This is a genomic window from Actinospica robiniae DSM 44927 (assembly GCF_000504285.1).
Taxonomy (GTDB): domain Bacteria; phylum Actinomycetota; class Actinomycetes; order Streptomycetales; family Catenulisporaceae; genus Actinospica; species Actinospica robiniae.
The window spans coordinates 9,186,115-9,209,922 of the sequence record NZ_KI632511.1 but is presented as its reverse complement, the minus strand read 5'-3'; the positions used below and the strand labels follow the sequence as shown (position 1 = coordinate 9,209,922).

Annotated in this window: 15 protein-coding genes; 8 read left to right on the top strand and 7 right to left on the bottom strand. The window is 72.4% G+C overall.

The annotated features are described in order from the left end of the window. Positions 1-5: 5 nt before the first annotated feature. The gene (locus ACTRO_RS50590; RefSeq protein ID WP_034271558.1) at positions 6-2,465 is read right to left on the bottom strand and encodes a penicillin-binding transpeptidase domain-containing protein; all 2,460 of its coding nucleotides are present in this window, start codon (positions 2,463-2,465) and stop codon (positions 6-8) included. A 357-nt stretch (positions 2,466-2,822) separates the two neighbouring features. Between ACTRO_RS50590 and ACTRO_RS39585 the strand changes: the two genes are divergently transcribed. The 4 genes from ACTRO_RS39585 to ACTRO_RS39570 all read left to right on the top strand — a co-directional run bounded on the left by ACTRO_RS39585 (position 2,823) and on the right by ACTRO_RS39570 (position 10,996). After that, positions 2,823-4,811 carry a hypothetical protein gene (locus ACTRO_RS39585; RefSeq protein ID WP_034271556.1) on the top strand — a complete coding sequence of 663 codons (1,989 nt, stop codon included), beginning with the start codon at positions 2,823-2,825 and terminating at the stop codon, positions 4,809-4,811. Positions 4,812-4,816: 5 nt separating this feature from the next. Beyond that, positions 4,817-7,978 carry a hypothetical protein gene (locus tag ACTRO_RS39580; RefSeq protein ID WP_034271554.1) on the top strand — a complete coding sequence of 1,054 codons (3,162 nt, stop codon included), beginning with the start codon at positions 4,817-4,819 and terminating at the stop codon, positions 7,976-7,978. 213 nt (positions 7,979-8,191) lie between these two features. Continuing rightward, positions 8,192-9,388 (top strand): PP2C family protein-serine/threonine phosphatase, encoded by a 1,197-nt coding sequence (locus tag ACTRO_RS39575; protein WP_157436700.1) that lies wholly within the window; start codon positions 8,192-8,194, stop codon positions 9,386-9,388. A 591-nt stretch (positions 9,389-9,979) separates the two neighbouring features. After that, positions 9,980-10,996, top strand: coding sequence for a LacI family DNA-binding transcriptional regulator (locus tag ACTRO_RS39570; RefSeq protein WP_034278865.1), 1,017 nt, complete (start codon positions 9,980-9,982; stop codon positions 10,994-10,996). A 395-nt stretch (positions 10,997-11,391) separates the two neighbouring features. Here ACTRO_RS39570 and ACTRO_RS39565 read toward each other — a convergent pair whose 3' ends face one another. Continuing rightward, positions 11,392-12,999 (bottom strand): cellulase family glycosylhydrolase, encoded by a 1,608-nt coding sequence (locus ACTRO_RS39565; protein WP_245594623.1) that lies wholly within the window; start codon positions 12,997-12,999, stop codon positions 11,392-11,394. A gap of 434 nt (positions 13,000-13,433) precedes the next feature. Between ACTRO_RS39565 and ACTRO_RS39560 the strand changes: the two genes are divergently transcribed. The 3 genes from ACTRO_RS39560 (at position 13,434) to ACTRO_RS39550 (ending at position 18,121) form a co-directional block, all read left to right on the top strand. Further along, positions 13,434-15,518: a cellulose binding domain-containing protein gene (locus tag ACTRO_RS39560; protein WP_051452105.1), complete on the top strand. Its 2,085-nt coding sequence runs from the start codon at positions 13,434-13,436 to the stop codon at positions 15,516-15,518. Positions 15,519-15,604: 86 nt separating this feature from the next. After that, positions 15,605-17,497: a glycoside hydrolase family 6 protein gene (locus ACTRO_RS39555; protein ID WP_063628152.1), complete on the top strand. Its 1,893-nt coding sequence runs from the start codon at positions 15,605-15,607 to the stop codon at positions 17,495-17,497. A 147-nt stretch (positions 17,498-17,644) separates the two neighbouring features. Continuing rightward, complete coding sequence (locus ACTRO_RS39550) at positions 17,645-18,121, top strand: NUDIX hydrolase (protein WP_034271550.1); 477 nt, start codon at positions 17,645-17,647, stop codon at positions 18,119-18,121. A 17-nt stretch (positions 18,122-18,138) separates the two neighbouring features. On the opposite strand, the gene ACTRO_RS39545 is transcribed toward ACTRO_RS39550, so the two are convergent. Further along, entirely contained in the window at positions 18,139-19,017 is an 879-nt protein-coding gene (locus ACTRO_RS39545; protein WP_034271548.1) for a phosphotransferase enzyme family protein, read from the bottom strand. A gap of 31 nt (positions 19,018-19,048) precedes the next feature. Between ACTRO_RS39545 and ACTRO_RS39540 the strand changes: the two genes are divergently transcribed. After that, positions 19,049-19,690 (top strand): alpha-ketoglutarate-dependent dioxygenase AlkB, encoded by a 642-nt coding sequence (locus ACTRO_RS39540; RefSeq protein WP_051452104.1) that lies wholly within the window; start codon positions 19,049-19,051, stop codon positions 19,688-19,690. A gap of 4 nt (positions 19,691-19,694) precedes the next feature. Here ACTRO_RS39540 and ACTRO_RS39535 read toward each other — a convergent pair whose 3' ends face one another. From ACTRO_RS39535 to ACTRO_RS39520, 4 genes are all read right to left on the bottom strand, one after another. Next, positions 19,695-19,952 (bottom strand): hypothetical protein, encoded by a 258-nt coding sequence (locus tag ACTRO_RS39535; RefSeq protein ID WP_034271546.1) that lies wholly within the window; start codon positions 19,950-19,952, stop codon positions 19,695-19,697. Beyond that, positions 19,949-20,254, bottom strand: coding sequence for a hypothetical protein (locus ACTRO_RS39530; protein ID WP_034271544.1), 306 nt, complete (start codon positions 20,252-20,254; stop codon positions 19,949-19,951). Before ACTRO_RS39530 ends, ACTRO_RS39535 begins: the two co-directional genes overlap by 4 nt. 111 nt (positions 20,255-20,365) lie before the next feature. After that, entirely contained in the window at positions 20,366-20,962 is a 597-nt protein-coding gene (locus ACTRO_RS39525; RefSeq protein WP_051452103.1) for a COG4315 family predicted lipoprotein, read from the bottom strand. 375 nt (positions 20,963-21,337) lie between these two features. After that, positions 21,338-23,794: a Tex family protein gene (locus ACTRO_RS39520; protein WP_034271542.1), complete on the bottom strand. Its 2,457-nt coding sequence runs from the start codon at positions 23,792-23,794 to the stop codon at positions 21,338-21,340. Positions 23,795-23,808: the final 14 nt, after the last annotated feature.

Below are 23,808 nucleotides of genomic sequence, written 5' to 3'. Positions count from 1 at the left end.
CGCTTTTAGGCGTAGCCCATCTTCTGGAACACCTTCAGGCACTCGGGGGCGCCGACGGAGGCACCGTAGCCGCCCTTGATCGACAGGGCGCAGACGGCCAGGTCGTGCTGGTCGTTGAAGACCACGAACCAGCTGTTGTTGTACACGTTCGGCGGGCTGCCGACCTCGGCGGTGCCGGTCTTGCCGTAGAAGTGCCCGTTGTTCGGGAAGCCCACGGACGCGGCGGTGCCCGAGGAGATCACGCTGGCCATCAGGGTCTTGAGGTTGCCCTGGAGTCCGGAGCCGAGCGGCGTCGCGGTCAGCTGCTTCTGTCCGGGCAGCAGGATCGGCTGCTTGAAGCTGCCGTTGGCCACCGTCGCGGCCACCGAGCACATGGCCAGCGGGCAGGAGACCACCTTGCCCTGGCCGACCAGGGACTCGGCCAGGTCGCCGCGGGTGAGGTTCTTCGGGATGTCCATGTACGTGGCCTTCTGGCCCAGGCCGATGTCCCACGCCTGATTGAGGCCGAAGTACTTCAGCGCGGTGTCCGCGAGGAGGTTCCCGGTCATCCCGGAGTGGTTCCAGAAGCTGGAGAAGGCGTTGTTGCAGGACGTGGCGAAGTCGGTCTTGTAGGTGTAGTCGCCGGCCTCGCCCTCGCTGTTGTGCAGCACCGTCGTGTCGATCGTTATCGTCGCCGGGCAGGGCGCCGAGCTGTCGAGGGTGGTCAGCCCCTTGGACAGCAGCGCGGCCGAGGTGATGATCTTGAAGGTGGAGCCGGGTGCGACCCCGGCCAGCAGCGCGTCGTCGTAGTACTGGCTGGTGGTGTGGTTCGCGATGGCCAGGATGTGGCCGGTGGACGGCTGGATGGCCACCACCGAGCTGTCGGCGTGCTTGGTCACCGCCGCCTCGGCCGCGGTCTGCACGTCGAGGTCCAGCGTGGTGGCGACGGTGCCGTTGTCGATCGGCTTGGTCAGGGTGGTGACCGTGGCCAGCTGCTTGCCCTTGGCGTCGGTCATGATGATGTCCTGGCCGGCCGTGCCGCCGGAGGCCTCGGCCGACTTCGTCACCAGCAGGATGATCCCGGCCAGGCTCGGGTGCGCGGTCGCATCGATCGTCTTGCCGTTGCGGTCCACCAGGCCCTTGATGCTGGCCGGGGTCTTGCGGATGGCCAGCTTGTAGCCGGTCTTGAGCGAGGTGTAGAGGATCGCCGGGTCCCACTTGACGAACCAGCGGGTGTAGCCGTCGATCTGCTTCGAGTAGGTGGCGAAGCCGCCGGCGTACTGCCACTCCCCCATCGGCGTGCCGGCCTGGGTGGTGATCGAGTACGTCATCCAGCCCACGCTGTTGGCCGGGTTGGGGTTGACCACCATGCCGCTGACGCCGAGGACCTTCTTGTACTCCTGGAGCGCGGCGAGCGCGGCGCCGGGGTCGTCGGTGATGTTCGCCGCCGCCTCGAACTGCTCGTTCTGCCAGGCCGTGAGGAACGCGGTGCCGGTCTGGGTGGACGAGGACGCGCCGGTCTCGGCCGCCGGGGAGAAGCCGACGGTGGGGATGGCGGGGGTGGTGCCGGGGACCTTGATCTTGCCGGCGGCGGTCAGCCCGGCCGCCGCGGCCACCGCGAGGCCGCCGGTGACCAGCAGGACGCGCCGGACCATGCTGCGCGGGCGGCGGTCGTCGCCGTCGACCTCGCGCTGGTCGAGCTGGAAGTTGTGCGGCGGGGGCAGCTCGTCGCGCTGCGGGTCGACCGTGTGGAACTCCGGCGGCCGGTAGCTGTAACGGGCCTTGCGCGCGGCCTGGGTGGCCTCGGCCGGGTCCGTGGCGGGGGCGGGGATGGGGGTGGGGGCCGCGGTCCACGCCGGGGCCGCCGCGGCCTCGCGGGCATAGCCCTTCGGCGCCTGCCGGTGCTGCTCGGCGGACGGGGCGCGGTAGGCGCGGCGGGCGGCGGGCGAGGTGCCTGCGGCGGTGGCGTCGGAATAGGGGCGGCGGGCCATGTCGGACTCGGGCGCGACGGCGGGCATGACCGTGGTGGTCTCCACCGGCTTGGCCTCGGCGACCTTCGGTATCAGCGTCGTCTCTTCGACCTCGGCCAGCGCGACCCGGCGGGCCTCGGCTTCGGCCTCGGCGGTCTGCGCGGGTTCGGCGGCGGGCGGCTCGGACTCCTCCTCGAGGCGCGTCTCGTCGTCGTCGCCGGCTTCGGCGGGGCTTTCGCCCCGGTCCTGCGACCGCTCCTCGGGCTCGTCGACCTCGGCCGGGTCGGGCTTGCGCGGCGCGACGACGGTCGTCTCCGCCAGCGCCGGGTCCTCGGCCTCGTCCGCGTCGCCGGCGTCGTCCTCGTCCGCGTCGGGCTCCGTCTCGGCCCCGTCCTCCGGCTCGAGCTCGGGCACCTCGGAGACCGGGATGCGCGGCGGACTCGACGCGGTGGGCGAGTCCTCGACGTCCGTAGCGGTTCCGCTGTCCCGACCGTCGCCGACCGGTGCGTCCGTCATGCCTCTACCGCCTCGTCCCTCTTGACATATCTGGCCGGCGTCACGCCCCGTCGCATGCTGAGCCTTCCCCCGAATCTAACCGACGCGCCGGGGCCTTTGTCCAGTTGCGCGGCCGCGGGCGGGCCGCGCCGGACGGGCCCGTCCGGGAGACCTGAGCACAGGTTCCCGCACCCGGCCGCACCATGCGCCCGCCACCCTGGGAAGTTGCCGGCGCGTCGCGCCCCGCGCGCCAGGCCTCTGACACGCTTCGGCCACACCTGCATGATCCGCCTGCCCGCGATCAGCCAGGCCTCGTAAGGTAAGTTGTGGCTGGGCGCGCGACCGCGGGGAGAAGCGGCGGACCGGGAGGGATCGGCAGTGTACGAGAGCTGGCTCGGCGGGCAGATGGGCCGCCGCCGGGACTGCGCCGCGTGCGCGCGGCATGCCGAAGGGGCCGAGGCGGCGGCGTTGCGCCAGGACGAACGGGCGCTGGAGATCTGGGCGCCGGTGCTCGAGGGCGACCTGCTGTGCGACCACCAGCCGCAGGGCGTGCTCGGCGCCTGCCTGCTGGTGCTGCTGCGCCGGGACGAGCTCGACCGGGCCGTGCACGCGCACGAATACGGCTACCGCCTCGCCCGCCGCAAGCCCGCCTTCCGCGGCGCGATCGGCGAGCACCTGGAGTTCTGCGCGCTGACCGGCAACGAGCACCGCGGCCTCGAGCTGCTGGCCGAGCACGCCGACTGGCTCACCGAGCCGGCGCCCGGGATCGCCGCGCAGGCCGAGTTCCTCACCGGCGCGAGCGTGCTGCTGGCCCGGCTGGCCGCGCTCGGGCACGCCGAGCTGCCGGTGCCGATGCCCCCCTCCCCGGGCGCGCACGTGCCGGGCGGCGAGGAGCTGACGGTCAGCGTGCTGCGCGGCTTCGTCGACGCCGAGCTCGACTCGCTCGCGGCCCGGATCGCCCGGGCCGAGGCCGAGGAGGGCGTCGCCCCCGGCTACACCGCCCGGCTGCACATCCGGCGTCTGCGACAGCCCGCGCTCGGCCGGCTGCCGCTGCCGGTGCGCAGCACGCTGCGCGAGCCGGCCGGCGCCGCTCCCCCGTACGCCGAACCGGCCGCGGCACATCTGGAGGTCCCCGGCACCGGGGACCTCTACGCACTCAGCGACACGCTGTTCCAGGCCGGCGAGCTGGACGAGGTCGAGCCGGCCCTGCAGCAGGTGATCGAGCGGTCGATGGCCGCCGGCGCGCCCTGGTACGCGGCCCGCGCGGAGATGAACCTCTCCCGGCTGGTGTCCGACTCGCACCAGGCGGTGCGCCTGGCCCGCGCGGCGGTGATGGACTGCGTGGACGCGCGGCTGCGCGGCCCGGCGGCGCTGACCCTGGCCACCGCGCTGTGGGAGCTGGACGGGCGGGAGGCCGAGGCGGTCGCGCCGGCCCTGGAGGCCGCGGAGATCTACACCGCGGAGGACCGCGGCGCCGAGGCGGCCCTGGCCCGGCTGCGCGCGGCCGACGCGCTGGCCTTCACCGGGCGCCGGCGGGCCTCGGTCGGGCTGTATCAGCGTTCGTTCGCCGAGCTCGACGACGAGTCGTTCTGGGACCCGGAGGAGTACGGCGCGACGCTGGCCCGGCACCAGATGCAGTACATCAGGGCCCTGCTCGCGCTGGGCGCCGAGGACGAGGGCCTGGCCGTGCTCGAGCGGCTGCGCGCCCGGCTCGAGCACTGGCCGGACGACACGATCCTGTTCGAGATGACGGTCGGCGCGGCCTACGCGCTGCGCGACGCCGAGCTGCCGGGGCCGGCCGCGGACGCCTTCCTGCGCGCCGCGCGGCTGGCCGGGCAGGACCCGGAGCGGCTGCTGGTGCGGATCAGGTGCCTGCGTTCGGCGGCCTGGCTGGAGTTCCGGGCCGGCCGCGACGACGGCACGGACCTGATGGACGAGGCGGGCACGGCGCTGGTGCGCCGGCTCGAGGGCGAGCCGGACGTCTCCCGCCGCGACGCGCTGCGGCTCGAGCTGGCCGAGACCCACTTCCAGCGCGCCGAGCTGACCGCCGAGGCGGATCCGGTGCTGGCGGAGCAGGACGCCGCCGCGGCGCTGAGCGGCATGCGCCGGGTGCTGGGCTCCGGGGCGCGTGCCCGCGCCGAGGCCGAGGGCACCGAGGACCTGCTGGGGCTCTACGGCCGGATCGCCGACTGCGCGCTGCTGCTCGGCCGGATCGAGATCGCCCGGTACGGCGCGACCGGCCGGGCCGAGCGCCGGCTGCGCGAGCTGGTGGCCGAGCTCGAGGCGGCGGCCCCGGAGGGCTTCGCGGACCTGGTCAAGACGCTGACGGAGCAGGCGGACCGGTTCGCGCGGGAAGAGGAGCGGTAGCGGCCATGGCGATGGACTCGGAGCGGATCAGGGCGGAGTTCGAGGAGCTCGACCAGCTGCCGTACGGCCCCGCGCGGATCGAGGGGCACCTGCGGCTGTCGGCCGAGGCCGAGGCGGGCGAGGACTACTCGCTCCAGTGCAAACTGCTGATCTGGATCTCCGACGACTACATGGAGATCGATGACAAGGCCCGGATGATCGAGTTCTTCGACCGCGCCTGGTCGCTGTACCGCGAGCACGCCGACGAGATCGAGCCGCGGGTGCGCTACAACCTGCGCACCACCTTCGCCCCGGTGATCACGGCGCTCGACCTCGATCCGGCGGTGCCGGCCGAGGAGATCGTGCGCCGGCTCGACGAGATGGACGCGTTCTACCGCGACGGCGGCTACAGCATGCGCATCCCGTACCGGACCCGGTACTGGTTCCACCGCCGCCGGGACGAACCCAAGGAGGCCACCCGGCTGGTCGAGCTGCTGGTGGAGGAGCCGGGCGACGCCGGGGCGCACTGCGACGCGATGGGCCCGATGGTGGCCGCCCAGTGGTATCAGGGCCCGGTCAAGAACCGGGCCCGGGCGGCCGAGCTGTGGCAGCGGATCCTGGACCTGCCGGACCAGCGCTGCGAGGAGGACCACCGGATCCAGGCGTACGCCGAGCTGGCCTTCCTCTCGCTCGTGCTCGGCCGCCCGGCCCTGGCCCGGCGCTGCCACCGGGCCGGCTACCCGCTGATCCGGCGGGCGAGCGGGCAGTGGCGGGCGCTGGACCTGCACATGATCTACGCGAACCGGGTCCGGGACGCGGCCGGGTTCCTGCGGATCGTGCACGACCACGTCGAGCTGCTCGACGCCGCCCTCGACGACGACGTGGCCTGGTACCACGGCCGGGTGCTGCAGTTCCTGCACCTGCTCTGCCTGCGCGGCCACGCCCAGCTGCCGATCACGCTGCCCGACCGCACCGAGACCACGGCGGACAAGCTGCGCGAGCGCCTGGACGCGGGGCTGGCCGCGCATGCCGCCGGGTGCGCGGACGAGGCGGACCGGGAGCGCTACACCGAGCGGCTGACCTCCTGGCGCGAGGAGACCCTGCACAAGGTCGACCTGCCGGCCGAGGAGGAGGACGACGCGTTCTGGGAGTCGGCGCTCCCGCCGGTGCCCGCGCCCTGGGCCGCGCCGCCGGACTTGGAGGACCTGCCGAAGGGCTGGACCGCGCAGGACGCGCTGCTGGCCGAGGCCCGGGTGCTCGCCTACCTCGACCATCCGCACCTGAACGGGGCCTGGGCCCGGGTGGCCGCGCTCGGCACGCCGCGCTCGCTCGCCGACCAGGCGCGGCTGACCGGCTACCGGGCCGCGGTGCTGATGCGCGAGCACGACTTCGCCTCGGCCCGGACTCTGGAGCTGGAGAAGGCGCGGATCTACCAGCAGTGCGAGCGGCCCGGCGACGCCCTGGTGAGCCGGATGATCGCGGCGCTCTCGGCGTACCTGACCGGGGATCAGGCCACTGCGCTGGCCGAGCGGGACGAGATCGTGGCCCGGGCCCGCACCTGGCACGCGGCCGGCCGGCTGACCGACGGCGACCTGATGCTGCTGCTGGTCAACGACTTCCGGCTGGACTCGATCATCGAGATCAAGGCCCTGGCGGCCGGCCCGGACCACATGGTCGAGAATCCGACCACGAACGAGAAGTTCACCGCGGTCAAGGACCTGTACCTGTCCACCGAGCTCTACGCCGCGCCCTGGGCGGACATGCTCGGCGCCTGGGCGTTCCTGCGGCAGAACCTCGGCGCGCTCTACGGCCGGTACGGGCTGGCGCCGGACTTCGTGGCCGAGACCGCGGACCGGGTGGACTTCTGGTACGCCAAGGCCCGGGACGCGTATCGGGACGCGCTGCAGTTCCCGCAGCAGGCCGACGCCGAGCTGAAGCGGGGTCAGAACCTGCTCCAGCACGGCCGCTTCGCCCGGGCCGAGGCCGCGGCGGCCGAGGCGGCCCGGCTCAACGCCGGCATCGACGCCGACCTGACCGGCCCGATCGCCCTGCTGCGGGCCGAGTCGATCGCCCGTCAGGTGCGCGACGGCGCCCGGGACGAGGAGCTGCTCGAGGCCGCCCGCGAGGCCGCGGTGCTCGCCGCGGGCGAGGGGGCCGAGGAGGCCGCGTACGCGAGGATCCTGCTGGCCGACGTGCACCGGCGGGCCGAGCGGCACGCGGTGGCGCTGGAGATGTACGCGGACGCGGTCGCCCAGATCGGCGACGGCTGGGGCAGCCTCACCGCCCGCGCCTTCCTGCGCCGGGCCACCGCCGGGCAGATCGTCAGCCTGCGCCGCACCGGCGCGTCCGAGCAGGCCCGCGAGCTGCTCAAGAGGCTCTACGGGCAGCTGCCGGACTGGAACAAGGTCACCGTCGGCTGGATCCACTTCGACGCCGGCGAGGCCTTCGCCGCGCTGGAGCTGCCCGAGCAGGCCATCGCCGACTACACCTGGGCGGCCCGGCTGGCCGAGAAGGACGACGAGATCGACCCGCGGGCCTGCGCGCTCGAGCGGCTGGCCGCGCTGACCGTGTCCCGGGACCCGAAGGGCGCGCTGGCGCTGATCGACGACGCGGCGGCCTGGATCGGGCGGATCATCGAGGCCGAGCTGGCCGAGCGGCGCGAGCTGGCCGCACGCCGGGCGGCCGCCGCGGCCGAGCGGGGCGAGTCCGCCGAGCCGGCCGCGGCGCCGAGCCCGGACCGGCGCAAGCTGGCCCGGCTGGCCGAGCTCAAGGCGTCCAAGGTGCGGCTGCTGATCGACCCGGACCCGGCGCCGGACGACGCGCTGGGCCGGCTGCTGCCGGGCGCGTACCGGGAGGCGGCGGAGGGCACCGACAGCCTGGCCGAGCTGCTGCGCGAGGCGCACGCCGCGAACGCCGAGGACCCGTGGCGCGAGGAGCTGATGACCGCGCTGGAGACCGGGATCGGCTGGGTGGCCACCGTCCAGGCGGGCCTCGGCGACAAGACCGGGGCGGCGGCGCGGTTCACCGGACTGGCCGAGCTGGCCGAGGCGTGCGCCCTGCCGGGCCCCGCGAGCGCCGCGCGGGACAACGCCGCGGCGATGGCCCCGGGTGCGGCCGGACGGGTGAGAGCGGCCCGCGGCACGGCGGGGGCGGAGGCGCCCGCGCCCTCGCCCGCACCGGTGGGCTGACCGCCGCTCGCCACCTCGACGATCACCCGGCCGACAGCCCGGCCGGAGCCCTGTCCGCTCACCCGTTCGGGTGAGCGGACGGGTCGGCGCGTCCCGCGCCGGCGGACGCCGCCCGCCTCACTCGAACGGCGCAGTATCCCCTTTTTGCGCCTTTCAGAGTGGTTTATGGCTGAATATCGCCAAGATGGATCGTCGATTCATATACTTAGCGTGATGCCACCGCTGCCCTCCGTCCGCCCCCGCCTGGCCGCCCGCTGGTCCGCGAGCCGCCTCGGCCGGTTCTGGGATCGCCTGCTCGACGGCGACCCGGCCGCCGGGGGCCCGACGCTGCTCGGGCTCACCGCCCTGGTGGCCGTGCTCACCTGGGGCTCGATCGCCGTGCCGGACTGGGACCCGCCGTCCTCGCTGGTCTTCCCGGTGCTGCTCGGCGGGGTGCTGCTGGGCCGGCTGCACCAGATCCTGCTCTACGCCGCCGTACTGGCCGCGCTGGTCGTCGACGGGGTGGCGCGCGATCCGCTCGGGGTCTCGCCTGGCACCGCCGTGGTGCTGCTCCTGCTGACCGCGACGGTGCTGTTCACCTCGCGGATGCGGCTGCGGCTCGGCCTGCGCGGGCACCGGGCCGAGACGGTGCTGCTGGAGCTGAGCGACCGGCTCCAGCCTTCCGTGACGCCGGGCAGCGGCCTGTCCGGCTGGAGCGCCGCGCACGCCCTCGTCCCGGCCGGCGGAACCCGCTTCTCCGGCGACTTCCTGATCTCCTGCGCGCCGCAGTACCCGGGGCTCCAGGTGGCCCTCGTGGACGTCTCGGGCAAGGGCAGCCGGGCGGCCGGGCGGGCCCTGCAGCTGTCCGGCGCCCTGCGCGCGCTGCTGGACGCCGTGCCGCCGGACGGGTTCCTGGGCGCGGCCAACGACCACGTCTTCGGCCGCGGCTGGGAGGAGACCTTCGCCACCGCCGTGCACGCCAGCCTGGACCCGGAGACCGGCCGGTTCGAGGTCTACAACGCCGGCCACCACCCGGCCGCGCGCTGGCGCGACGCGGAGCAGCGCTGGGAGCGGCTGGACGAGGGCGGCCCGGCGCTCGGGCTGCTGGCCGGGGAGGACTACCGGGCCTGCGAGGGCGAGCTCGAGGCCGGGGACGCGCTGCTGCTGTTCACCGACGGGCTGATCGAGCGGCCCGGGCAGAGCCTGGAGCTCGGCACCGACCGGCTGCTCGAGGCCGCCGGCACCCTGCTGCGCGACGAATGGGTCCTGCTGCCCGACGCGGCCACCCGGCTGGTGCGGGCGGTGGCGCCGGACGGCGGCGACGACCGCGCCGTGCTCCTGCTGCGCCGCGACCCGCCGCACCTGCCGGCCGCGCCCGCCGCCCGGCGCCGCGGCGGCCGCTCCGCCCTGGCCGCCTCTCCGCTGCGCTAGTGGCCCGGTCCGGAAATTCGCTGCATGAGAAATCGGTTCCAGCGTTCGTCTGGCAAGGCGCCGGGATGCCCTCGTACTCGCCTCGTCTGTGGGCATTTCGGCGACGCAGCGAACGTGCGTGGCAGGCGTCGCGGCCCCGGCGATAGTTCGAAGACGCGGCCTGAGGACGGCCGGACACCGCCCCGGGTGGTACGGTCCTCCGATGACATGGCCCTGCGAAGGCCCTCGGCACTCCGTCCGGCTCGCCGGGCCAGCCGTCCGGCGCTAGCCCATCGGAGCTCTCTGGGCGGTGGGGTCCCGCGGCGGTAGCGTGACCGCCGCGCTGTGCCTCGGCCGGCCGGCTCAGGAAGGTTTCATCCGGCACGGCCAGGGTTACCGGGCCCCGTCGAATCCGTCCGGAGCGGCTCCCGCCCCTGTCACATGGGCCCGAACCCTGCGTACGGGCCCTTTTCCAGCCTGCCCCGGCTGGTGCGCCGGGCGCGTCCCGTGAGATCACTGATAAAGAGATCGAGGACTGAGTCTTGCCAGAATTTGTCGCGCGTGCAACATTTCTCTTACCCATCGGAAAAGGCGTTGCGCGAGGAGGCGCACGTGCCCGCTACCCACACGCCCTCCCGGGCTAGGCTCGAGGACGTCGCCCTGCTGGCAGGGGTATCGTCCGCCACGGCCTCCCGGGTGCTCACGGGCTCCGCTCAGGTGCGCCCTGAGACGCGGCGCCAAGTGGAGCAGGCGATCGCGGACCTCGGCTATGTCCGCAACCGGGCCGCCCGGGCCGGAGTGCGCAAAGCCGGGTCGGTCGCCCTTGTGGTCTGCGAGAACAGCTTGTGGATGTTCTCAGACCCGTTCTTCAGCCGGCTGTTGCGCGGCGTATCGGCGGAACTCGCGCCGACCGACGTGCAGCTGATCGTGCTGTCCGTGCGCTCTCCCCACGAGTGCCGCCGCTGCGCGCGTTATCTGCGCGACGGCCACGTGGACGGCGCGGTGTTCGTGAGCCTGCACGGACACCCGCCGATGGATGTGCGCAAGCTCGGCATCCCCGTCGTGTTCGTGGGGCGCCCGGTGTACGACGCCGACGCCTCGTCATATGTGGACGCGGACAACATGGGCGGCGCCGAAGCAGCGGTACGGCACATCCTGGAAGCCGGACGCACCACCGTCGCCACGATAGCCGGGCCCCCGGACATGGCCGTGAGCCAGGACCGGTTGCGCGGTTATCGCAAGGCACTGGCGGAGGGCGGCCTGGACCGCGAGGACCTGGTCGTCTACGGTGACTTCTCCGCGGCCTCGGCCGAGCACGCGGTCTACCGCCTGCTCGATCGTCGCCCGGACGTGGACGCCGTCTTCGCCACCTCGGACCTGATGGCCACCGGAGTGCTGCGCGCGTTGCGGCGCACCGGCCGGAAGGTGCCGAGCGACGTGGCCGTCATCGGCTTCGACGACGCCCCGTTGGCGCGGCATACCAGCCCGCCGCTGACGACGGTGCGCCAGCCGGTGGAGGAGATCGGAGCCCGGGCCGTCGGCGAGCTGCTGCGGCTGATCGACCAACGGGAGCAGACCCCCTGCCAGGAAGTGTTCGAAACGCAGCTGATCGTCCGCGGCTCGGCTTAGCCGAGGCTTCGACACGGTGCTTACGGTAACCGCTTCCGTAACCGCTTCCCGAGCTGGTCGGGCGATCACGTGCTCTGACATGCTCTGATTCCTCCGCCACCAGCGGAGCGAATCAGAGTACGCAATCTACTGAGGTGTGTCCGGCGTCAGGAATAGCGCGGGATATACGACAGTACGGCGGTGCGGCCGGATGAAGGACCCTTTGTCCGAAATCCTCGCCGCACCCCGCCGGACGGCGAAGGCCCCGGGCGGCGCTCGGCATCTGGAGGCAGATGCCGAGCGCCGCACGGGGCCTTCGACGTGGTGGCGGGATCACGTTCGACGCCGCGCGCCCCCGGCGGGCGGACCCGCCGGGGGCGTCGGTGCCGCCGGGAAGCGCTACCGGCGGACGGGTGTCACAGCGCCTGCAGGATCGCCTTGAAGGCCGACCCGTACCCGGTCGGGGTGCCGGTGTAGTCGCTGATCAGGGTCGGGCCGCTGGAACAGCCGCCGGACCAGTTGTCCCAGGTCCAGGCCAGGAAGCCGGTGTTCTCGCTCTCCAGCCAGGTGGTCAGCGGGTCGATGTAGCTGCCGCCGCAGTCGTTCTCGCCGATCTCCCCGGGGATGACCGGCACCTTGGCGATGACCGGCGCGATCTGGGAGGTCCAGCACGAGGACGCGCTGCAGGTGTTGAAGTTGTACGAGTGCCAGGACGCGACGAGGTTGCCGTCCGGGTCGCTCGGCTCGTACTGCAGCCAGCCGGTCAGGTCGTTCGAGTACTCCTCGCCGCCGAGCATGAGCACGTTGCTCGCGCCGGCGGAGCGGACCGCGTTGACCATCTGCTGCATGCCGGCCACCTGGTAGGAGATGCCCGAGCAGGTCCCGCCGTTCTCCCAGCACTGCCAGCCGGTGGTGGTGTTACCGGTGGCCCGGGAGGCGTAGGGCTCGTTGAACAGGTCGAAGATGACCGCGTTGTTGCCCTTGAAGGTCGTGGCCACCGAGGACCAGAACGGGATGGCCTCGGCCGCGTCCGGCATCGGCTTCTGGCAGGTCGCCTGAGCCGAGGAGCAGCCGGAGGAGTTGCCGGTGTAGGTGCCGTCGGTCCAGTGCAGGTCCAGGATCGCGACGATCCCGTTCGAGTTGAGCAGGCTGACGTAGGCCTTGATCGCGTTGATGTAGTTCGAGCCGGCGTCGGCCGCGGTGACGTACGACTCGCCGTTCCAGCAGGCCTCGTTCAGCGGCACGCGCACCGCGTTGACCGGGCCCCAGCTCTTCATCGCGGTGATCGAGGCCTGATCGCTCGGGCCGTCGAAGATGCCGTAGCCCTGCACGCACTCGTACTCGGTCCCGGACCGGTTCACGCCGTGCGGCACGAACGTGGCGCCGGAGGCGGTGACCAGCTTGTTGCCGGAGACGTGCAGCTGCGGGGCGGCGCCGGAGGTGCCGGTGCTGCCGGAGGGCGAGGCGCTCGCGGACGGCGAGGCCGACTTCGACGCGGACGCGGACGCGCTGGCCGAGGGGCTCGGGCTCGCGCTCTTGCTCGCGCTGGCGCTCGGCGACGGCGTGGTCGAGGAGACCGCGCCGCAGGTGGCGCCGTTGACCGCGAAGCTGGTGGGCACCGCGTCGCTGTTAGTCCAGGTGCCCTGGAAGCCGAACGAGGTGTTGCCGCCGGCCGCGATCGTGCCGTTGTAGGACAGGTTGGTGGCGGTCACGGCCGTGCCGGACTGGGTCACCGTCGCGCTCCAGGCGTTGGTGACCTTCTGGTCGCCGCCTTCGTTGAAGGTCAGGGTCCAGCTGCTCAGGGCGGCCGAGCCGGTGTTGGTGATGGTCAGGTTCGCCACGAACCCGCCCGCCCACTGGCTGGCGTTGGTGTAGGTGACGGAGCACCCGGCCGTGGCCGCTGACGCCGAGGACAGCAGCGCGGGGGCGAGCGTGGAGGCCGCCGCCAGCGTCACCGCCCCGGCGACCGCCAGGAGCCGGGGATGCGGTCGGCCGCGTTCGCGGCGGCCGGTAGGGTCGATCACGGTTCTTATTCCTCCTGGTGCCGATATCAGAAGCTTGACGGCACGTCGCAGCGGTGCCGCGCTCGTCACCGTAGGCGCGCTTGCGTTGCCGGTGAAGGAGATCGGGCGCGCCCGCCGCCGGGGTGCGCGGGCGATCGGCGCCGGACCTGCGCGCCCGGCGCCGGGCCCCACCTCGCATGACCGTGGAAGTTTCAGCCTGTAAGCCGTGTGCTTACTTACATTTCACTTCCGGCCCTGGATGCCGCCGCCGCCCGCGTCCACGCGCCCTGTGACCAGCCGCGTCCCGGCCCGGAGCCGGGCCCGCGGGCCGCCGGGGCCGGTGTCTCGGGTGTTACGGGCTGGACACGACCGAACACTGGCCCCTTACTTACGTCACGGAGCCGCGAGGCCCCACCCCAGCCGACGAACGACCCGAGCGCGAGGAGGACGCAGCGATGCCCGAACACGGCTCCCGGCGCACGGCCCGTTCCGGTCCCCGGCCGGCCCTCGCCGCGATCACGGCGCTCGCCTGCGCCGCCGTCGCGGGCGGGACCAGCGCCCGGGCCGCGCAGTCGGCCGCGGTCGCCGCCTCGGTCACCGTGAACGCCACCGCCGGACTCGGCGTCATCCCGTCCGGCGCGATCGGCCTGAACACGGCCGTCTACGACTCGTACATGAACGACGGCACGATCCCGGCCCTGGTGAAAGCGGCCGGCATCGACGCGATGCGCTACCCCGGCGGCTCGTACTCGGACATCTACAACTGGCAGACGAACACCGCCGCCGGCGGCTACGACGCGCCGGGCACCGACTTCGACTCCTTCATGGCCACCGCCAAGGCGGCCGGCGCCAGCCCGATCGTGACCGTGAACTACGGCACCGGCACCCCGGCCCTCGCGGCCGCGTGGGTCCAGGACGCCGACGTCACCCACTCGGACGGCGTCACCTACTGGGAGGTCGGGAACGAGGTCTACGGCAACGGGTTCTACGGCTCGGGGTGGGAGCAGGACTCCCACGCGAGCAAGAGCCCTGACACCTACGCGGCCAACTTCCTGCAGTTCCGCTCGGCGATGAAGGCCGTGGACCCGAACATCAAGGTCTGCGCGGTGCTCACCACCCCCGGCTTCTGGCCGGACGGAGTGGTCGGCACCGGCGACACGATGGACTGGAACCACACCGTCCTGTCGGCCATCGGCTCGAGCCTGGACTGCGCGATCGTGCACTACTACCCCGGCGGCAGCACCACGGCCGGGATGCTCACCGACCCGGCCGACGTCTCCGGGATCATGACCACGCTGCACCAGGAGATCAACGCGTACGCCGGCTCCGCCGCGGCGAGCGCGAAGGTGATCGTCACCGAGACGAACTCCAGCCTCGACATGGACACCCAGCCCGGCGCGTTGTTCGCCGCCGACATGTACATGAGCTGGCTGGAGAACGGCGCGGTGAACGTCGACTGGTGGAACGAGCACAACGGCATCGGGACGCCGAGCACCGTCGACGGCGCCACCGACTTCGGTGACCAGGGGATCTTCTCCAACGCGTCTACAGGAAGCGGTTACTCGGAACCGGCGGCCGAAACCCCGTTCGCGCCCTACTACGGGATCGAGATGCTCTCGCGGCTCGGCGGCGCCGGCGACGAGATGGTGGGTTCGACCTCGAACACCGCGCTGCTGAAGGTGCACGCCGTGCGCCGGGCCGGCGGCGGCCTGGACCTGTTGCTGGACAACGAGGATCCGAGCAACGCCGATACCGTCTCGCTCGGCTACAGCGGCTTCACCGCCTCCGGCGCGCCCACCGTCTACACCCTGGGCGACAACGCCACCTCGATCACCAGCGCGAGCGGCTCGGCGACATCCGTGACCGTGCCCGCGTACTCGCTCGTGGTGGTCTCGCTGCCCGGCGGCGGCGGAACCGGCGTCACCGCACCCGGTGCGCCCGGCCAGCCTATCGTCAGCAGCCTGACATCGGCCGGCGGAACGCTGACCTGGCCGGCGTCCACGGCGGGCACCTATCCGCCGGCCGACTACCAGGTATACCGGCAGAACGGCGCCACCAGCACGCTGATAGCCACCACCACCTCGACCTCGCTGGCCCTCACCGGCCTGACGATCGGTGGCACGTACACCTACAACGTCGTGGCCGTAGACACGCACGGCGACACGTCGCTGCCCTCGCCACCGGTGACCTTCACCGTGCCGGCGCCGGCCGACAGCACCTGCGCGGTGCACTACGCGGTCTCCAGCGCCTGGCCCGGCGGGTTCGGCGCGGCGATCACGATCACCAACCGCGGCACCGCGCCCACCACCAGCTGGACCCTGACCTGGACCTGGCCCACGGCCGGCGAGGCGGTCTCCGCCGGCTGGAACGGGACCTTCACGCAGACGGGCTCGGCCGTGACCGTGACGAACGCCGGCTACAACGGGGCGCTCGCGGCGAACGGCGGCAGCACCTCGGTCGGATTCAACGGGACCGACACCGGCTCCGATCCGGCCCCGACCGTGTTCGCCCTCAACGGCACCGTCTGCAGCAACGATTAGCCGCCCCTCGCGCGGCCCACGATTGTCCTCCGCGGGCGCCTGCCCGGCCCGCGGGGGCTTCCCCCCGATAAGGAGAATCAGCACAGATGCATGAGGAAGCACGAAGCGGGCCGACGACGGCCCGGTTCCGCAGGAGGGTCTGGGTCTCGGTGACCGGCGCGCTCGGCATGGCCGCCGCGTCCACCCTGATTCCGGCGATGCTCGATACGGCGCAGGCCGCGGCCAACGCCTGTTCGGTCAGCTACACGAACGCCAGCGAGTGGGCGGGCGGATTCGTGGCGAACGTGACCATCACCAACACCGGCACCAGCGCCCTGAGCAGCTGGACCCTCACGTTCAACGAGGGCGGCGACCAGCAGGTCACCAACGCCTGGAGCGCGACGGTCACCCAGTCCGGCAAGGCGATCACCGCCACCAACCTGTCCTACAACGGCTCCATCGCCTCGGGCGCGAACACCACGTTCGGCTTCCAGGGCACCTGGACCAGCAGCGACGCGATCCCGACCGCGTTCGCGGTCAACGGCGTCGCCTGCAACGGCGGCACCACGACCTCGTCCTCGCCCAGCGCGAGCGCGAGCGCCAGCAAGAGCGCGAGCCCGTCCGCCTCGGCCAGCGCCAGCGCCTCGAAGTCGGCCTCGCCGTCGGCCTCGGCCAGCGCCTCGAAGTCGGCCTCGCCGTCGGCCAGCCCGAGCGGCACCGGCAGCTACGGCGCGCACGTGGCCGACCCGTTCACCGGCGGCAACCGGTACCTGAACCCGAGCTACGTCTCGGAAGTCAACGCGCAGGTCTCGGCTGACGGCGGCAACGCCGCGGAGGCCAAGGTCGGCACGTACCAGACCGCGCTGTGGCTCGACCACATCGGCGCGATCGCCGGCGACACCAACGTCGGCCTGGCCGCGTACCTCAACGGCGCGCTGGCCGCGGCGAAGTCCGGCACCCCCGAGGTCGCCGAGATCGTGGTCTACGACCTCCCCGGCCGCGACTGCGCCGCGCTCGCCTCGAACGGTGAGATCCCGGCCACGGCCGCCGGTCTGACCGAGTACGAGACGCAGTACATCCAGCCGATCGCCGCGATCCTGTCGAACCCGGCGTACGCGAGCCTGCGGATCGTCGCGATCATCGAGCCCGACTCGCTGCCGAACGTGGTCACCAACCAGAGCAAGTCCGCTTGCGCCACGGCGACCCCGTACTACGAGCAGGGCATCACGTACGCGCTCAACGAACTGCACGCGGTTCCGAACGTGTACAACTACCTCGACATCGCGCACTCGGCGTGGCTCGGCTGGCCGAGCAACATGTCGGGCACCCCGGCCGTGTACAAGTCGGTCGTGACCGCCACCACCGCCGGCTACGCGAGCATCGACGGCTTCATCAGCGACACGGCGAACTACACGCCGACCACGGAGCCGTTCCTGACGAACCCGACGCTGAACGTCGGCGGCAACCCGCTCGACTCGGTCACGTTCTACCAGTACAACCCGACCTTCGACGAGCAGACGTACGACACCCAGATGTACAACACCCTGGTGTCGGCCGGCTTCCCGTCCTCGGACCGGTTCCTGGTCGACACCTCCCGCAACGGCTGGGGCGGCTCCAGCCGGCCGACGGCGCTCAACTCGTCGCCGACCACCGCCGCCGCCTACGTCGCGGCGAACAAGATCGACCAGCGTCCGTTCCGCGGTGACTGGTGCAACCAGAACGGCGCCGGTATCGGCACCCCGCCCACCGACGAGCCGTTCGGCACCTCGAGCGCGATCGAGGGCTTCGTGTGGATCAAGCCCCCGGGTGAGTCCGACGGTGACTACCCGAGCGGCTCGCACACGCACGGCGACCCGCACTGCGACCCGGCGAGCACCAACACCGACGGCAACGGCGGCACGTACAGCACCGGGTCCATCCCCGGCTACGACGTGCCGGCCGGCCAGTGGTACGCGTACGAGTTCCAGCAGCTGGTCGCGAACGCCTACCCGGCGCTGTAATCCGGTAGGTGGAGCACAGCTACAGATGAATCGCACCACCTGATACCGGGCTTCCCGGGCGGGCTCTGCGGAGCGCGCCCGGGAAGTTCCTCTTCGGTTCGGTTCCGTTCGGTAGGGTGAATCCACGCGAGGAAGCGGAGGATCCCGATGAGCTTCAGGCTGGCCGCCTACGCGGTGTGCATCGAGGAAGGACGAGTGCTCCTCGCCCACCACCTGTCGGGTTCGGGCCGCGGCACCCTGTGGACCCTTCCGGGCGGCCGGGTAGAACACTGCGAAGACCCGTTCGACGCCGTGATCAGGGAGGTCGCCGAGGAGACCGGCTGCGAAGCGGTGGTCGAAAGCCTGCTCGGCGTCGATTCGAGGGTCATCCCGATCGCGGAGTGCAACGTGCCCGGCGCGGGGCCGCACCAGAACATCGGCATCTTCTACCGCGTCCGCATCACCGGCGGCGAGCTGCGCCCCGAGCCGGAGGGCGAGATCTTCGAGTCCGTGTGGACGCCGCTCCCGGACGTGGCCGGCCTGCGCCGATCAGGGCTCGTCGACGTCGGGATCCGCCTGGCCCAGACCAGTCCGCCGACCGGCCACGCCGCCGCGGTGCCGGTCGGCGGCCTGGTCGAGCACTGATTCCCGCCCTACTCGAGTCACTGCTCGAGGCGCTGCTCGGCGAGATCGACCCAGTCGTCCACCTCCTCCGGCGGGAAATGCCGGATCGCCCAGTCGGTCATCCGCAGGCTCATATGCGCCCAAGCGGGCTGAAGGATCGCCTCGGGCAGCGCGTCGAGCAGACCGTCGAGGCGTTCGACGACGCCGCGCTCGGACCCCTTGGGATGGACGCCGAACCGAAGCACGACCAGGTCGAAGCGGTGGTCCCCGCGCGCGGAGCCGTCCCAGTCGACCACGCCGGTGACCTCGCCGTCGGCGGCGAGGATGTTGCCCGGATGCAAGTCCGAGTGCACGGCACCGTAGCCGGGAAGCCGCGTCGGATGGGCGTCCGCCAGCCTGCTGATTCGCCGTTCGAGCTCTGCGGTACGCGCGCTGAAGCGGCGCAGCGGCTCATGCAGGCAGTAGCCCGGGCCGTCGTCACGCAGGTAGAGATGAAAGGAGGGAACGTCGTCGCGGCCGGCCAGCGCGTCGGCCTGGCGACTGTGCACCGCGAGAACGCGCTCGAGGAGGTGCAGGTCGAGGTTGTCGATCTTTCTGCCCGGCAAGAGTTCCTGCACCGTGACGACGGCCCCGCCGACCTGCGTGGCGAGCTCCATCGCAGGAGCCGGATACCCCAGTTCGCGCAGCCGTTCGGTGACGGCGAGCGGCCCGGCTTCGAGCTCCGCGACGGTGTAGTTCGGTCGCCATTTGAGCACGGCGCGACGTCCATCCGGCCAGCGCACGTACGCCGCACCGACCTGGCCGCCTGCGCATGGGCCCTCGACGGTCAACCGGATACCGGTCTGCTCGGACACGGCGCGAGCCTTGGCCTCGGCATCGAGACGCTCGGCTCGGGGAAACTCGATGTCAGGGTTCATCCGATGAGTCTTGCATCCATGATCTGACACCGTGGAAAAGACCGTGCCGCCAGAGCCCGGCACGGTCTATAACAGCACCATGCGAAGCCAGCACCCCGACAGCCACGGCGACGACGCGACCTCCGCCGACACCGCAAGCCCGCCGCCGCCCCTCGATCTGCGCCACTTCCCCGCCGCGCTACCGGGCCCCGACGCCGACCTGGCCTCCGTCATGCGCGAAGTGACCTGGGACGAGCGGATGCGAGCACGGCGCACCGCCAGCTTCGGCGTCCCCTACAACTACGCCGGCCAGCAGTACGCGGCCGCCCCGATGCCGGCGCCGATCGCCGCCATCGCAGGCCTCTGCGGCACGCACGCCGGGCATCCGTTCAACAACTGCCTGGCCAACCTGTACGAGACCGGACAGAACACGATGGGCTTCCATCAGGACTCTTACGATGGTCTGACCCCCGGCAGCTCCATCGCCATCGTCTCCCTCGGCGCCGCCCGCCGCCTCGTCTTCCGCAGCCTCGACCGTGATCACCACCACGAGCTCACGCTGGAGCACGGCTCCCTGCTGCTGATGACCGCACTGACCCAGCGCGGCTGGAGCCACGCTGTACCCCGCGACGACACAGCCGGTCGCCGCATCAGCCTCACGTTCCGCTCGTTCGCCAGCGCGCCCGCCGGCTGAGCCCCTACGCCACGCCACTCCGCCGACCATCGTGCTCGCACAGCACCGCCAACCGTCGGCACAGCTCAACCAGCTCAGGCAGGGCCTGGGGCGGGTCGGCCAGCGCCCGCCAGCGCCGGACCAACCCGTCGACCGCCTCGCCGGAGTTGTTGGCCCGCACCGCATCGACCGCTCCCCCGGCCAGCGCCTCAGCGTCCAGCGCCGCCTCCGCCAGCGACCGCCAGGAATCCGCAGTGGTGAACGAGTGCTCGGCAGTGGTCACCGGAGCCGCCCCGCCACTGCGTCCTCTGTCCTCTGGTACGCGTCGGCGACGTTGTGGGCGTTGCTCTCCAGCTCGCGAAGCCGCCGCACGCACTCGGTGGCCAGAGCCGCCGCACGCTCCGCGCCGTCAGCGTACGCATGCTGATCGTGCGGATCGGCGTGAGCGCGGTGAGAGCCGTAGTCCTGAGCCTCGATGAGCACGCGCTCCGCCAGCGCCGCCAACACGTCGGCCGCCATGGCGAAGCGCTTGGCCGCCGCAGAGAAATCGGCGGGTGTGATCGAGAACCCGCTCTTCGGGTGCACGTCTGCCTCCTCCCGGTCTGCAGTCACGCTACGCAACCAGGAGGGAGGTCAGACGGCGAAGTCACCCGCCATCGGGCGTGTCGAGCCCGTCGGCCAGGGCGAAAGAAAGGATCAGTAGTTGCCGCCGCCGGCACCGGCACCGGCGGCGCTGGGCGACGAACCGCCGCCCGAGCCCGCCGCGGCCTTCGCGCCGGAAGGAGTGACGGCCCACCAGATCCCGCCCACGCCCTGCCCGCTCACGGCCCCAGCCCCGGTGTCACCGGCGTAGGTGTAGAGCGGCCACCCGTCGAGGGTGAGCTGCTTGGTGCCATCGGAGCGCGTGATCTCTCCCACCAGGCTCTGGCTGACGCCCGTCACCGTCGGCGTGCCCGACCCGCTGACCGTCACCGGCGGCCAAGCGGTGGCGCAGGATCCGCTGCAGCTGCTCTTGCCGGAGTTCGCCGTGTCGAGGTCGTAGCGGTAGACGGTCATGCCCTGCCCGTTGGTGACGATCTGCCCGAGGCTGGAGGAGCTGGCCACCATCAGCACGCTGCCGGAGGAGTTCGAGCCCGTCGTCGCGCCTGCGCCCGCGACCGAGGTGGAGACGGAGTCGGGGGTGGCGCTCGGCGCCGTGCCAGGGCTCGACGAGGAGCTGCAGGCCGCCGCGGCGGCGAGGATCAAGGCGGCAGGTGCCGCGAGAAGAAGACGGTGGTAGGTCGGCTTTCGCATCAGCGTGCTCCGTTCCGGACATGCTGCGGGCGTTGGGTCCGCTAGCCCCCACCACCACGGCCCGCCGCCGCCCCCGGTTCAACGCCCGGTTTGAAACCCAGCCGGACACGCCGAATCCGCCACGGTAGAACGCCGCCACCCCGGTCCAACGCCCCGGCTTGAAGCCCCAGCCGCACCCACCGAATCCGCCACGGTGGAACGCCGCCACCCCCGGTCCAACGCCCCGGCTTGAAGCCCCAGCCGCACCCACCGAATCCGCCACGGTGGAACGCCACAGCCCGTGCCATCGCCGGCCGTACCGGCAGTCGGCCGCCGAGCCCTCACCCCGGTCCCAGCAGAGTGGGCCTGTTATCCAGGCTCGGCGGCCGCCTGACGCTACTTCACCAGCCCGGCCCGGCGCAGCGCGTCGGCGAGGGCGGTGTCGCCCGAGCCGCCGCCGTTGCCACCGTTGCCGCCGCCACCGTTCCCGCCACCGCCGTTGCCACCGTTCCCGCCACGGCGCTGGTCGGCGCCGCGCTGCTGGCGCGGCGGCCGCTGGCCTCCGCCGTTCCCGTTCCCGCCGTTGCCGCCCTCGCGCCGGTCGCGGCCGCCACCGCCGCCGCCTCCGCCGGGGCGGACCTCGTCGTCGAGGCGGAGGGTGAGCGCGATGCGCTTGCGCGGCACGTCGACGTCCAGCACCTTCACCCGCACCACGTCGCCGGACTTGACCACCTCGCGCGGGTCGCTGACATAGTTCTTCGACAGCGCCGAGACGTGCACGAGGCCGTCCTGGTGCACGCCGACGTCGACGAAGGCCCCGAACGCGGCCACGTTCGTCACCACGCCCTCGAGCAGCATGCCCGGGCGCAGGTCGGTCAGCTCGTGCACGTCCTCCTTGAACGTCGCCGTCTTGAACGCCGGACGCGGGTCGCGGCCCGGCTTCTCCAGCTCGCGCAGGATGTCGGTCACCGTGGGCAGGCCGAACTTCTCGTCCACGAAGCGCTCGGGCTTGATCGTGCGCAGCGTCTTGGTGTTGCCGATCAGCTCCCTGACGTCGCCGCCGGCCTCGCCCGCGATCCGGCGCACCACCGGGTACGCCTCGGGGTGCACCGAGGAGCGGTCCAGCGGATCTTCCCCGTCGGGGATGCGCAGGAAGCCCGCGCACTGCTCGAAGGCCTTCGGGCCCAGCCGCGGCACCTGCTTGAGCGCCTCGCGGGAGCGGAACGGGCCGTTGCCGTCCCGGTGCGTGACGATCGCCTTCGCCAGCGACTCGCCGATGCCGGAGACCCGGGTCAGCAGCGGGACGCTCGCGGTGTTCAGGTCCACCCCGACGCCGTTGACGCAGTCCTCGACGACCGCGTCGAGCGAGCGGGAGAGCTTCGCCTCGGCCAGGTCGTGCTGGTACTGGCCGACGCCGATCGACTTCGGATCGATCTTCACCAGCTCGGCCAGCGGATCCTGCAGCCGGCGGGCGATGGAGACCGCGCCACGCAGCGAGACGTCGAGCTCCGGCAGCTCCGCCGCCGCGTACGCGGAGGCCGAGTAGACCGACGCGCCCGCCTCGGACACGATCACCTTGGTCAGCTTGAGTTCCGGGTGCTTGGCGATCAGCTCCGCGGCCAGCTTGTCCGTCTCCCGGGAGGCGGTGCCGTTGCCGATGGCCACCAGGTCCACCCGGTGCTCGGCGGCCAGCTTGGCCAGGATCGCGACCGACTCGTCCCAGCGGCGGTGCGGCACGTGCGGGTAGACGGTGTGGGTGGCCACGACCTTGCCGGTGGCGTCCACCACCGCGACCTTCACGCCGGTGCGCAGACCCGGGTCCAGGCCGAGGGTGGCCCGGGTGCCGGCCGGGGCGGCGAGCAGCAGGTCCCTGAGGTTCGCCGCGAAGACCCGCACCGCCTCGTCCTCGGCGCTCTGCCACAGCCGCATCCGCAGGTCCACGCCCAGCCGGATCAGGATCCTGGTGCGCCAGGCCCAGCGGACGGTGTCGAGCAGCCAGCGGTCGCCGGCCCGGCCGAGGTCCTCGACCGCGAAGCGCTGGGCGATGCGCACCTCGTAGCCGGTGCGCACCGGGGCGGCGCCGGGCTCGGCGTCCTCGGGCTCGGGATCGAAGACGAGGTCGAGCACCTCCTCCTTCTCGCCGCGGAACATCGCGAGCGCGCGGTGCGAGGGGATGCGGGTGAGCGGCTCGGCGAAGGCGAAGTAGTCGGCGAACTTCGCGCCGGCCTCCTCCCGGCCCTCGCGCACCCGGGAGACCAGCCGGCCGCGGTCCCACATCCGCTCGCGCAGCTCGCCGACGAGGTCTGCGTCCTCGCCGAAGCGCTCGACCAGGATCGAGCGGGCGCCGTCGAGCGCCGCGGCCACCTCCGCCACGCCCTTGTCCGCGTCGACGTAGCCGGCCGCCTCCTGCTGCGGGTCCAGGTTCGGGTCCGCCAGCAGCGCGTCGGCCAGCGGCTCGAGCCCGGCCTCGCGGGCGATCTGCGCCTTGGTGCGCCGCTTCGGCTTGAACGGCAGGTAGATGTCCTCGAGCCGGGCCTTGGAGTCGGCCGCGAGGATCTGCGTCCGCAGCGCGTCGTCGAGCTTGCCCTGGCTCTCGATGGACTCGAGCACCGCGGCCCGGCGCTCCTCGAGCTCGCGCAGGTACCTCAGCCGCTCCTCGAGGGTGCGCAGCTGGGTGTCGTCGAGGCCGCCGGTGACCTCCTTGCGGTAGCGCGCGACGAACGGCACGGTCGCGCCGCCGTCGAGCAGCTCCACCGCGGCGCGCACCTGTCCCGGCGCGGCCTGGAGCTCCTCGGCGATGCGCAGGTTGATGGCCGTGGCCGTCTGCAGGGCCGCTTTGTCCGGTGCCGACATCTTTCCTCGTTCTT

Bases quoted from the DNA above. Each gene is read 5' to 3' on its own strand.
- ACTRO_RS50590 (WP_034271558.1), bottom strand. From the start codon at position 2,465: ATGACGGACGCACCGGTCGGCGACGGTCGGGACAGCGGAACCGCTACG.
- ACTRO_RS39580 (WP_034271554.1), top strand. From the start codon at position 4,817: ATGGCGATGGACTCGGAGCGGATCAGGGCGGAGTTCGAGGAGCTCGAC.
- ACTRO_RS39575 (WP_157436700.1), top strand. From the start codon at position 8,192: ATGCCACCGCTGCCCTCCGTCCGCCCCCGCCTGGCCGCCCGCTGGTCC.
- ACTRO_RS39560 (WP_051452105.1), top strand. From the start codon at position 13,434: ATGCCCGAACACGGCTCCCGGCGCACGGCCCGTTCCGGTCCCCGGCCG.
- ACTRO_RS39555 (WP_063628152.1), top strand. From the start codon at position 15,605: ATGCATGAGGAAGCACGAAGCGGGCCGACGACGGCCCGGTTCCGCAGG.
- ACTRO_RS39550 (WP_034271550.1), top strand. From the start codon at position 17,645: ATGAGCTTCAGGCTGGCCGCCTACGCGGTGTGCATCGAGGAAGGACGA.
- ACTRO_RS39545 (WP_034271548.1), bottom strand. From the start codon at position 19,017: ATGAACCCTGACATCGAGTTTCCCCGAGCCGAGCGTCTCGATGCCGAG.
- ACTRO_RS39525 (WP_051452103.1), bottom strand. From the start codon at position 20,962: ATGCGAAAGCCGACCTACCACCGTCTTCTTCTCGCGGCACCTGCCGCC.
- ACTRO_RS39520 (WP_034271542.1), bottom strand. From the start codon at position 23,794: ATGTCGGCACCGGACAAAGCGGCCCTGCAGACGGCCACGGCCATCAAC.